The following is an 11,390-nucleotide window of genomic DNA, read 5'->3' on the forward strand; positions in this document are numbered from 1 at the left end:
GAAAATTGCTGCGAAGAACGTAAAACTCCCCATTACAGACAAGACTTTGCCTTTATATTACACCCATCGAGAAGACGCCGATCTCCGGAGACCAGGAGAATATCGACCTGCGTTGCAAGGTACGACCTATTTTTTCAATGCACTCAGATGCAAAAAGGCATCTCCCAGAAAATCGATGATATCGGTGGCCGTAAGGGCCCACTGTGACGTTTGCCGTACTGCAATATCGGCTGCCAATCCGTGAATATAAACTCCGAGCCGTGCCGCCTCCATAGCAGTATATCCCTGCCCCAGTAATGAAGCTATAACCCCCGTAAGCACATCGCCGCTACCCCCGGTAGCCATTCCCGGGTTTCCCGTTGAATTAAAATAGACCTCACGTCCATTTGTCACCATGGTATAAGCCCCTTTAAGCACCAGAACAACTCCTTTTTGAGAGGCCATAGCCATGGCTTTTTCCATCATTCCCCTGTCACTACCCCACGCCCCGGCAAGTCGACGGAATTCCCCGGGATGGGGTGTGAGCACAGCATTTTCCGGCAGGAATCGCCAAAGCCGGGGATCACCGGCCAATATATTCAAAGCATCGGCATCCAGCACCAACTTTCCATGGTAATGTTCCAGCAGATCGGCAAGAGCTTTAGCAGTATCGTCATGAGTGCCCAAACCAGGACCTATGGCAAACACATCAGGATCGAAATCCGGTCTGATCTCATCAAGATGATCTACCCCTGTAACAGGCACACACATCACCTCCGGCACTGCTGTTTGAAACACCCCATAACCACATCGGGGCACCAGGGCAGAAACCAATCCGCTACCTGCTGTCAAGGCTGCTTCGGCACACATTAGAGGCGCACCGATCTTCCCGTAGCTCCCACCGCAAACCAGCACATGACCATAACTCCCTTTATGTGAAAATCGCTCCCTCCTTCGCAGCATCGCAACCATCTCTTCTTCCTCCGTAAAAAAGAAAGGTGTAACCTCAGCCGCTATAAAATCTTTATCCTGATCAATACCAACAACACTCCAGCTGCGCGTAAACTTACCGGTATCCGGAAGCAGGAATACCAACTTGGGCAGCTCAAAAGTGTAGGTATGTTGAGCCTTGATCACCGCATGCTCATCTGGAACCATGCCATTCATGAAGAGTCCCGAAGGAACATCTACCGCAATAATCTTGACCGCTGCGGCATTCAAATGCCCAATGAGCCCTGCCACCCAGGCAGGTGGTTCCCGGTTAAGGCCGATACCAAAGATCGCATCGACCACCAGATCTCCCTCTTCAATTACAGGGTAAACACTTCCCTCATGAAGCTCATCTATTGCCACCCCGGTTTCCAGTAACCGGTCGTAATTCAGTAGAAAATCAGCAGACCTGTGCTTGCTGAAATTCACGATAACCGCCCTGACCTTATAACCTGCATCAGAAAGATACCTCGCTATGACCAGACCGTCTCCCCCGTTATTTCCGATCCCGGAAAACACCCAAACCGTGCCTTCTACCGGCAAAAAGGCGTCCCTTAAACGCCTGAACACCCTGAAAGCAGCCCGCTCCATAAGCTCAATACTGCTTATTTGCTGCCGCGATATTGTGATGTTATCAGCAATACGTATCTGATCTGCATTAAAAATCTTCATTTCACAGCGATTTAAGCGATTTGTTATGTATTTATTATTTTTTATGTTAAAGTTTGTTCAGGTCATCAAAGTTCCTACATTTGACATGAAAACATATTCATGCCATTAACCAACCACATACCCTCTTTCAGAACCTTCCACCCGGAAGGCGCATTTGGCATGACCTCTACCATTACAACCACCATTATCACCCCTTAGGGGGTAATGTTATTCATATGAACCAAAGCATATGACCCGTATTTCGGGTCTGAAACACCGCATACCCAATAACCAATAAAATCCTCTATGAAAATATTAAAATTCGGCGGAACCTCCGTAGGTAATTCACAGAATATCAAAAAGGTATACCAGGTCGTGAAACAGGCCAACAGCAATGACCTTATTGTCGTGGTCTCAGCCATGTCCGGAGTAACCAATCTGCTGGAATCGGCTGTAGCCAGCGCTGCAGCAGGGAGCAGGGATTTTGAAGCATCCCTCAAAAAGCTTGAAGACCACCATTTAGTAACCATAAGAGACCTGTTTGCAGTATCGGAGCACAGCAAGCTCATCGGGTATTTTAAAAGAGAGCTCAACAAACTGGAAACCCTCCTTGAAGGCGCCTTTATGATCGGGGAATCCACCCCGAGACTGAAGGATAAGGTTCTTAGTTATGGCGAGCAGTTCTCCTCATACCTCATTCAACAGTACTTTGCCTGCAATGATCTCGATAGCTGGCTGGGCGATAGCAGGGCGCTTATCAAGACCAATGAGAACTTTGGTAAGGCCCAGGCAAACGTCGAACTTACACACAACCTGATCAGGGAAGCCGTTAAAGACCACAAGGGAAAAGTAGGCGTACTTCAGGGGTTTGTAGCTTCTTCAGAGAACGGACACACCACCACCCTCGGCAGGGGTGGCTCCGACTATACGGCAGCCATCGTAGCCGCTGCTACAAATGCCGAAATCCTGGAGATCTGGACCGATGTGAGCGGTATGTATACCGCAGACCCAAGGATGGTAAAACAAGCTTTTGCCATACCTCACATCTCTTACGAGGAAGCCATGGAACTTTCACATTTCGGCGCCAAAGTACTCTATCCGCCAAGCATTCAACCGGTACTGGAAAAAGCCATCCCGATCGTTATTAAGAACACCTTTGATCCGGAAGCTCCCGGAACCAAAATCGCCAAAAGAGCCGAAGCCACCAAACGCGCCGTTCGCGGTATAAGTCGTATAGGAGATATAAGCCTCCTGTCTTTGGAGGGTCCCGGACTCATCGGTATACCCGGAACATCACAACGCTTTTTCAATGTGCTTTCTTCCGGAAACATCAATGTGGTCATGATCACCCAGGCGTCGTCCGAGCATTCCATATGCGTGGGCATCGCCGATGAAGATGCAGAAAAGGCCATCGCCATGCTCAGACAGGAATTCGAAAGAGAGATCGCATCTCATAAGGTATACCCACCCCTGACCGAAAGGGAGTTGAGCATCATCGCTCTTGTGGGAGACCAGATGAAGAGCTACCAGGGACTAAGCGGACGCATGTTCAGTGCACTTGGTAAGAACAACGTGAACATAAGAGCGATCGCCCAGGGCGCCTCAGAGCGTAACATATCTGCGGTGATCGCCAACAAAGATGTTAAAAAAGCCCTGAACACACTCCACGAAGAATTTTTTGAAGACCGCATCAAACAGCTCAACCTTTTCGTAATGGGCGCCGGAAATGTAGGGAAACGCTTCCTGGAACAGGTGCGAAGCCAAAAAGCATTCCTGAGGGAACAGCTCAAGATCAATATTCGCGTAACCGGTCTTGCCAATTCACGTACCATGGTCTTTAACGACCAGGGACTCGAACTGGACCAATGGGAAAAAGACCTGCCAAAGGGTGAAAAGGCTTCCCTGGAAGGTTTTTACAACAAGGTTCTCGACCTCAACCTTAGAAATAGTGTCTTTGTAGATATCACTGCGAACGAAAAGGTAGCCTTTACGTATGCCGATTACCTGTCTAAAAGTGTGGCAGTGGTTACGTGTAATAAGATCGCAGCCTCCGCAGATTACGCCCATTACCGCAAGCTGAAAGAGCTCTCAAAGCATTACAACACCCCCTTCTTGTTCGAAACCAATGTAGGAGCAGGTTTACCGGTACTGGACACCCTTAAACATCTGGTGATCTCCGGAGACCAGGTCAACAGGATCGAAGCCGTACTTTCGGGTAGCCTGAATTTTATATTTAACAACTACAACCAAAAGACCTCCTTTAATGAGGTGGTGCAAAGGGCCATGGACGAAGGATATACCGAACCCGATCCACGCATCGACCTCAGCGGCGTCGATGTCATGCGCAAGATTCTCATCCTGGCACGTGAAAGCGGTTATGAGCTCGATCTCGAGCAGATCACCAGAAACGATTTTCTTCCGGAAGGCGCATTAGACACAGCGTCGCCGGAAGAGTTCCTGAAGGTATTGAGTGAGAACGAACCTCACTTCGAGTCCCTCCTGAACAAGGCCGAAAGCAAAGGCTGTAAACTCAAATATGTCGCTTCCTTTAACCAGGGCAAAGCCAGTGTTGGCCTCCGGGAGATCCCCGATGACCATCCGTTCTATCACCTGGAGGGTAAAGACAATATCGTATTGTTCTACACGAACAGGTATCCCGACCAGCCACTCAACATCAAAGGGGCCGGGGCCGGGGCCGAAGTTACCGCCTCGGGGATCTTTGCAGATATCATCAGAACCGTAAACCAATAAGGCATGAATAAGATCGAAGTATTTTGCCCGGCTACCGTTGCCAATATCTCCTGCGGTTTTGATGTGCTGGGGCTGTGCCTGGAAACCACGGGCGACCATATGGCCTTTTATGAACATTCAGAGCCGGGTGTTATGATCCTGCAGAATGAAGGTCCTATGCTCCCTACCGATCCCTACAAGAATGTAGCGGGCATCGCTGCCTTGTCGTTACTAAAGGAATTAAACTCAAAAAAGGGGGTGGTTATAGAGATCAGCAAGAAGATCAAGCCGGGCAGCGGCATTGGCAGCAGTGCTGCCAGTGCTGCAGGTGCTGCATTTGGGGTGAACCAGCTGTTTGGCGCTCCCCTCTCGCCTAAGCAATTAATTCCTGCGGCAATGCAAGGTGAAGCCCTGGCCAGTGGCGTTCCGCACGCAGACAATGTAGCCCCTGCCCTGCTGGGAGGCATAACCCTCATACGCTCTTACGACCCCCTGGAAGTGCTTTCACTACACACGCCAAAAGACCTCTTCGCTGCCGTAATTCACCCCCAGATAGAATTGCGAACAGCCGATGCCCGATCTGTGCTCAAAAGTCAGATCCCCATGGAGAAAGCCATTCGTCAGTGGGGCAACCTGGGCGCTCTGGTAGCAGCCCTGTACACCGAAGACTACGCCTTACTGGGCAGGTCACTTCACGATGAGATCGTAGAACCTATGAGGAGTCCGCTCATTCCGGGATACGACGAGGCCAAGCAAGCCGCGATGGAAAGCGGAGCCCTGGGAAGCGGGATCTCCGGATCGGGCCCATCTATATTCGCCCTGTGTAAAGGAGAAGAAACCGCAGCACGTGCGGGCACGCAAATGCAAAACGTATATAACCGCTTAGGTGTTGCCAATGAAGTGCATATATCGCCCATAGCAAAACAAGGTACCCACCTTATCAAATAAACCCCTACCAACAATGAAATACGCAAGCCTAAATAACACGCATAAAGGCCAAAACCCGGTGAGCTTCCAGGAAGCCCTGGTCAAGGGCCTGGCAGAAGACAAGGGACTCTACTTCCCTACAGCCATCCCTCAACTGGATCCTGAATTCACACATAACCTCCCCGCTTACAGTAAAGCGGAGATCGCTTACCGCGTGATCGCACCGTTCATCGGTGAGGAGATCCCTGAAGACACCCTGCGTCAGATCGTATCAGAAACCCTCGCCTTCGATATTCCGCTGGTACACCTCAACGATACTTACAGCAGCCTCGAGCTTTTTCACGGCCCTACCATGGCCTTTAAAGATGTAGGCGCGAGATTTATGGCGCGATGCCTGGGCTATTTTAACAGGGAGAAAAAGAACAGAACGGTAAGAGTGCTGGTGGCTACTTCCGGCGATACGGGAGGAGCCGTAGCCAACGGATTCCTCAATGTACCCGGCGTGGAGGTGGTGATCTTATACCCTGAAGGTAAGGTGAGCGATATCCAGGAAAGACAACTTACCACCTTAGGAGCCAACATCAAAGCCCTAAGAGTAAAAGGCGATTTTGACGCCTGCCAGCGCATGGTAAAAACAGCCTTCCTCGATGAAGAAATAGACCACCTTAACCTCACCTCGGCAAATTCGATCAATGTGGCCCGGTGGTTACCCCAGATGTTCTATTACTTTCTGGCCGTACGTCAATTGCAGCAAGAAGGGAACAACAAGCCCGCACTCTTCTCGGTGCCCAGCGGAAATTTCGGGAATATTTGCGCCGGGATCATGAGCTACAGGATGGGATTACCCATGAAGCATTTTGTTGCTGCCACCAATGTCAATGATACCATCCCCAGGTATATGGCTACAGGCAATTACGCCCCTAAGTCCACAGTACCTACCATCGCTAATGCGATGGATGTTTCAGACCCTAGTAATTTCATCCGCATCGAAGCCCTTTTCCGCGAAACTCCGGAGCAACTCAGGCAACATTTCTCCTCTTACAGCTTTAATGACCGGGAGACCAGGGAGGCGATGAAAACCCTGAAAGACGATTTCGGCTATATCGCCGATCCCCATGGGGCAATAGGTTACCTGGGGGCAGAAAAGAAGTTACCGGAATACAAGGGGTATAAGGCAATATTTCTGGAAACAGCCCACCCTGCAAAATTCAAGGATGAGGTAGAAACCACCCTGGGCATCCGTATCGATCTGCCACCGCAATTACAAGCCGTTATGCACAGGGAAAAGGAATATGCGACCATAGCTACCTATGATGAATTAAAGGACTTTTTAGGGGCGCTGTAAATAATTCAGGATTATTGGAGTTTAGGTTGAATTCTCCTGATTATTTTAAATAATTTTGCGACACCAAAAAGATCCAATAAGAATGAAAAATACCGCATTAACAGACAAACATATTGCGCTTGGAGCCAAAATGGTTCCTTTTGCCGGATTCAACATGCCTGTACAGTACGAAGGTGTGAATATCGAACACGAAACCGTGAGAGAGCACGTAGGTGTATTTGATGTGAGCCATATGGGTGAATTCTTCGTGACCGGACCCAAGGCGCTTGAGCTCATCCAGAAAGTGAGTAGTAACGACGCTTCAAAACTTACCGATGGTCGCGCCCAATATTGCTGCATGCCTAATGAAGACGGCGGTATTGTTGATGATCTTATTGTTTACAGGATCAACGAAGAGAAATACCTTTTGGTAGTGAACGCCTCTAATATCGAGAAAGACTGGAAGTGGATTAGCAAGTACAACGAGGAGATCGGCGCCACCATGGAAGACGCTTCAGAACAATACAGTCTGCTAGCCATTCAGGGCCCAAAGGCAGTTGAAGCTATGCAGTCGCTAACCCCTACAGACCTCTCAGCCATCAAGCCTTTCCATTTTGAGATCGGCGAATTTGCCGGAATGCCCGAAGTGATCATTTCTGCCACCGGATATACAGGTAGTGGCGGATTTGAAATGTATATAAAGAATGAATCTGCAGAACAGGTTTGGGATCGCGTTCTCGAGGCTGGTGCAGACTACGGGATCAAACCTATTGGCCTTGCAGCGAGAGATACCCTGCGTTTGGAAATGGGATTCTGCCTCTACGGTAATGATATTGACGATACCACTTCTCCTATAGAAGCCGGACTCGGATGGGTGACCAAATTCACCAAGGACTTTGTGAACGCAGATGCGCTTAAGGCCGAAAAAGAAGCCGGACCAAAGCGTAAGCTCATCGCTTTTGAACTTACAGAACGCGGTATTCCACGCCAGGGATACGAACTCTTTAATCAGGATGAAGAAGCGATTGGCGTAGTGACCAGCGGTACCATGTCACCATCTCTCAACAAAGGGATCGGAATGGGATATGTCCTTGCAGATTACAAAGCTCTGGAGACCGGGATCCTGGTGAAGATCCGCAAGAATATGGTGCCGGCCAAAGTGGTTAAGCTGCCATTTTACAAAAAATAACAACCTCATCGGTACCGGGATATGCCCCGGTACCGTGCTAAAACGCGACTGCTTTGACCAGAATATTGATCTTAGGAGCCAGCGGATTTATTGGTGGGGCGTTGTACAAGGAATTATGCCATTACTACGATACCTACGGGACCTATCACACCGGGAGGATCTATTCTGAAAACAGGCATTTTATCCATTACGACATGGAGCAACAAGATGTTTATAACCTGCTTCTTGAACTGCGCCCCACCATTATTATTTCTGCCTTGAGAGGGCCCTTTGAGGCCCAGGTAGAAGCTCATGGTCAAATAGCAGCCTATTGTCGCACCAATCGCACCAGGATCATCTTCCTTTCTTCTGCAAACGTGTTCGACGCCTTTAGCAATTTCCCTTCCTACGAATACGACAAAACCCTCTCTGAGAGTCCGTATGGCAAGCTGAAGATCCGTTTGGAGAACATGTTCATGAAACTCCCCGAACGGCAACACCTTATTGCCCGCTTACCCATGGTTTTCGGCAGCCAGTCGCCCAGGATCAAAGAATTGAAATACCACCTTGAAAACAAGCAGGCCTACGAGGTCTTCCCGAACCTGGTGATGAACGTCACCAACGACAACATCCTCAGCAGGCAGTTGCACTATATGATCAACAGAAAACGCAAAGGGATCTACCACCTGGGATCTACAGACCTTATACACCATAACGAATTCATTAAGGAATGCTGTGCTGCTCTAGGGGTCGAATCACCTTTTTTTAAAAATGTCTACACCTCAAACTTCGATCGTTTTCTCGCCGTATTACCTAAATACCAGCACCTTCCCAAACACCTGAGGTTTACCCATCGGGAAGTCATCGAAGAATTACGCTAAGGGTACGGTTTAATTCTTATATTTAAGAAACTAAATACTATACCAATGAAAAAATTAACAGAGCAGGAGATCAAGGAACAGGTTGCCGAACTGCAATACTGGGATCTGGATGACAATATGCTGGTGACCTCCCTGGACTTTAAAAACTTTGCCGATGCCTTTGCAATGATGACCAGGATCGCTTTTGAAGCAGAAGCCAACAATCACCACCCTGAATGGTCGAATGTCTACAACAACCTCACCATCAGACTCACCACCCACGATGCCGGCGGACTCACCGATAAGGATTTTCATTTAGCGGAAAGAATAGAAGCTATTATCAACGGAGAGTAACCCATCAATTCTTTCAATTTTCCTATTTTTGCTCAAAACCAAAACCTAGATAATTTTTATGGGAAGAGCTTTTGAATTCAGGAAGGCGCGTAAAATGAAACGCTGGGCCAGTATGGCCAAGACCTTTACCCGTATCGGTAAGGATATCGTTATGGCCGTTAAAGAAGGTGGACCCGATCCTGACTCCAACGCAAAGCTCCGGGCAGTGATCCAGAATGCGAAAGCCGCCAATATGCCCAAAGACAACATCGAAAGGGCAATAAAAAGAGCTTCAGATAAGAATACAGAAGAATACAAAGAAGTATTGTTCGAAGGGTACGCCCCCCACGGTATAGCTATACTCATCGAAACCGCTACCGACAACAACAACCGTACGGTTGCCAACATCAGAAGTTACTTTAACAAATGTAACGGTAGCCTTGGTACGAGTGGGTCTGTAGAATTCATGTTCGACCACACCTGTAATTTCCGCATCAATGGCGAAGGCATCGACCCGGAAGAACTCGAACTGGAAATGATCGATTATGGAGCTGAAGAAGTGTTCGCAGATGAAGACGGCATCATTATTTACGCCCCATTCGAAAGCTTTGGAGCTATTCAGAAGGAACTGGAAAGTCGCAATATCGAGATCCTGTCTTCAGGATTCGAGCGCATCCCTCAGGTAACCAAGGAGCTATCTGAAGAAGAGGTGGCCGATGTCGAAAAATTACTCGAAAAGATCGAAGAAGACGAAGACGTTCAAAACGTTTATCATACGATGAAAGAAACCGGAGATTAAGGCTCGAAAGAGTACTCCGGTTTTTTCCCTTTTACGCCTTTAAAGTAAGCGTAGATCTCCTGCATATCAGACTCCATGTCATTCCCCGGATAGAAAGGCTCGGCTATTCGAACCTCCTTATGTTCAAAATCCAGGGCGATCATCACTATGGGAACCCCTGCCCCTTTGGCCACATAGTAAAACCCCGTTCTAAAGACAGAAACTTTTTTTCGGGTGCCTTCGGGCGCAATAGACAACCTGAACTCATCGCGCTCATTAAAAATATCAATGATCGCATCTACGGTATTCGAGCGCTTCCCCCGATCAACAGGTGCCCCTCCGGTCCATCGAAAATACCAGCCAAAAGGAGGCTTGAACAATTCCTTCTTCCCCACATAATTGATCTTTGTTCTGGTCATGCTCCTTACGAGGAGACCGATATAAAAATCATGCCAGCTGGTATGCGGCACAGCTATGATCACGTACTTTTTTAGATCGGGAAAACTTCCTTTGAGCTTCCAGCCCATCATTCCCGAAAAGATCATTTTCGATAACCACTTCATCCTTTAAATTTTTTCATAGAGCTCACGCACCTTGCGCTCGTCGATCACATCCTTCCAGTTCTTACCCAAAGCATTCTCCCAGAGTGGCTCCAGGCTCAGCGCCACACGGGTCATATTGGCGAATTGATCTGAGGTAAGATCACTACACACCCCCTGAGGCAATGTGATATCGTGTGTTTCTTTCATGGTTTTGAACATGCGCACCCCTTCCGGGTAATAATCTTCTAAATGATCAAAGACCATACAATTACCGATCCCGTGGCGCACCCCCAATTCATAAGAAAGACCGTAACTCAACGCGTGAGCTACTCCCACCTGCGAATAGGCAATGCTCATACCACCATGCCATGAAGCCATCATAAGCTTATCCTGCTGTTCTTCTGCTGGCATATCGCCATGAGTAAATACTTCTACACACATTTCATGCGCCTTCTCCCCGTAACTTTGAGAAAAAGCGTTGAGATAATGCCCTTCTAAAGATTCCACACAGTGAATAAAGCAGTCCATTCCTGTATAGAACCATTGATCTTTGGGCACCCCTGCAGTAAGTTCAGGGTCCAGGACCACCTGATCAAAAGGCGTGAAATCTGAATTGATCCCCAATTTCTTTTCCGGCCCCGTAAGCACCGTGGTTCGCGATACCTCAGCTCCGGTGCCGCTTATGGTGGGCACCCCCACATGATAAACCCCTTTTTTCCTGATGAGGTCCCATCCCTGGTATTTGGCAGCCCCACCCTCATTGGTAAGACACAAGGCTGCGGCTTTGGCAAGATCCATGATCGTACCCCCTCCTATCCCTATGATCCCTGATGGCATTTCGGCTGAACCGGCCTTGATCATTTCCACCAGAGCATCTACCTGTTCGGTCTTTGGCTCCTCCCAGGAATTGATAAAGATCACCCGGTCTTCGAACATTAGCGGGATGCGTGAAAGCAAATCTTCCCGCCGCTCGAAAACATCATCCACCAAAAAGATAAAGGGCGATTCACTATTTCGTCTTACAGGCATAAGAATGTCTCCAAGGGCATTAAAACTGCCCCTGCCAAAGATCACTCTGGGTACCATCGGAAAGTTCTTGAACTTCATA

At 48.4% G+C, this 11,390-nt stretch carries 10 protein-coding genes; 7 read left to right on the top strand and 3 right to left on the bottom strand.

Annotated features, from left to right (window positions below; genetic code table 11):
• Positions 1-126: 126 nt before the first annotated feature.
• Positions 127-1,641 (bottom strand): NAD(P)H-hydrate dehydratase, encoded by a 1,515-nt coding sequence (locus tag IS446_RS15085; protein WP_203061588.1) that lies wholly within the window; start codon positions 1,639-1,641, stop codon positions 127-129.
• Between the two features lie 285 nt (positions 1,642-1,926).
• Here IS446_RS15085 and thrA point away from each other — a divergent pair, with 285 nt between their 5' ends.
• The 7 genes from thrA (at position 1,927) to IS446_RS15120 (ending at position 9,761) form a co-directional block, all read left to right on the top strand.
• A complete protein-coding gene (thrA, locus tag IS446_RS15090) occupies positions 1,927-4,371 on the top strand; it encodes a bifunctional aspartate kinase/homoserine dehydrogenase I (RefSeq protein ID WP_203061589.1) in 2,445 nt (814 codons plus the stop codon).
• Positions 4,372-4,374: 3 nt separating this feature from the next.
• Positions 4,375-5,298, top strand: coding sequence for a homoserine kinase (locus tag IS446_RS15095; RefSeq protein WP_203061590.1), 924 nt, complete (start codon positions 4,375-4,377; stop codon positions 5,296-5,298).
• Between the two features lie 13 nt (positions 5,299-5,311).
• The gene (thrC, locus tag IS446_RS15100) at positions 5,312-6,622 is read left to right on the top strand and encodes a threonine synthase (RefSeq protein WP_203061591.1); all 1,311 of its coding nucleotides are present in this window, start codon (positions 5,312-5,314) and stop codon (positions 6,620-6,622) included.
• An 82-nt stretch (positions 6,623-6,704) separates the two neighbouring features.
• On the top strand, positions 6,705-7,790 hold the full coding sequence (gcvT, locus tag IS446_RS15105) for a glycine cleavage system aminomethyltransferase GcvT (RefSeq protein WP_203061592.1): 1,086 nt from the start codon (positions 6,705-6,707) through the stop codon (positions 7,788-7,790).
• Between the two features lie 53 nt (positions 7,791-7,843).
• A complete protein-coding gene (locus tag IS446_RS15110) occupies positions 7,844-8,650 on the top strand; it encodes a sugar nucleotide-binding protein (protein WP_203061593.1) in 807 nt (268 codons plus the stop codon).
• Positions 8,651-8,695: 45 nt separating this feature from the next.
• Positions 8,696-8,983 carry a 4a-hydroxytetrahydrobiopterin dehydratase gene (locus IS446_RS15115; RefSeq protein ID WP_203061594.1) on the top strand — a complete coding sequence of 96 codons (288 nt, stop codon included), beginning with the start codon at positions 8,696-8,698 and terminating at the stop codon, positions 8,981-8,983.
• Between the two features lie 58 nt (positions 8,984-9,041).
• Positions 9,042-9,761, top strand: coding sequence for a YebC/PmpR family DNA-binding transcriptional regulator (locus IS446_RS15120; RefSeq protein WP_203061595.1), 720 nt, complete (start codon positions 9,042-9,044; stop codon positions 9,759-9,761).
• Here the strand turns inward: IS446_RS15120 and IS446_RS15125 are convergent.
• Together IS446_RS15125 and IS446_RS15130 are read right to left on the bottom strand one after the other, a co-directional pair.
• Positions 9,758-10,303, bottom strand: coding sequence for a 1-acyl-sn-glycerol-3-phosphate acyltransferase (locus IS446_RS15125; protein WP_203061596.1), 546 nt, complete (start codon positions 10,301-10,303; stop codon positions 9,758-9,760). The two genes, IS446_RS15120 and IS446_RS15125, sit on opposite strands and share 4 nt — an antisense overlap.
• Before the next feature lie 3 nt (positions 10,304-10,306).
• A complete protein-coding gene (locus IS446_RS15130) occupies positions 10,307-11,389 on the bottom strand; it encodes an iron-containing alcohol dehydrogenase family protein (RefSeq protein WP_203061597.1) in 1,083 nt (360 codons plus the stop codon).
• Between the last annotated feature and the right edge of the window lies 1 nt (position 11,390).

The sequence above is a fragment of the Robertkochia sediminum genome, from assembly GCF_016786255.1.
Classification (GTDB): Bacteria; Bacteroidota; Bacteroidia; order Flavobacteriales; family Flavobacteriaceae; genus Robertkochia; species Robertkochia sediminum.

What these genes read in the sequence shown, in the direction of transcription:
- IS446_RS15085 (WP_203061588.1), bottom strand. Translation starts at nt 1,641, where the DNA reads ATGAAGATTTTTAATGCAGATCAGATACGTATTGCTGATAACATCACA.
- thrA (WP_203061589.1), top strand. Translation starts at nt 1,927, where the DNA reads ATGAAAATATTAAAATTCGGCGGAACCTCCGTAGGTAATTCACAGAAT.
- IS446_RS15095 (WP_203061590.1), top strand. Translation starts at nt 4,375, where the DNA reads ATGAATAAGATCGAAGTATTTTGCCCGGCTACCGTTGCCAATATCTCC.
- thrC (WP_203061591.1), top strand. Translation starts at nt 5,312, where the DNA reads ATGAAATACGCAAGCCTAAATAACACGCATAAAGGCCAAAACCCGGTG.
- gcvT (WP_203061592.1), top strand. Translation starts at nt 6,705, where the DNA reads ATGAAAAATACCGCATTAACAGACAAACATATTGCGCTTGGAGCCAAA.
- IS446_RS15115 (WP_203061594.1), top strand. Translation starts at nt 8,696, where the DNA reads ATGAAAAAATTAACAGAGCAGGAGATCAAGGAACAGGTTGCCGAACTG.
- IS446_RS15120 (WP_203061595.1), top strand. Translation starts at nt 9,042, where the DNA reads ATGGGAAGAGCTTTTGAATTCAGGAAGGCGCGTAAAATGAAACGCTGG.
- IS446_RS15125 (WP_203061596.1), bottom strand. Translation starts at nt 10,303, where the DNA reads ATGAAGTGGTTATCGAAAATGATCTTTTCGGGAATGATGGGCTGGAAG.
- IS446_RS15130 (WP_203061597.1), bottom strand. Translation starts at nt 11,389, where the DNA reads ATGAAGTTCAAGAACTTTCCGATGGTACCCAGAGTGATCTTTGGCAGG.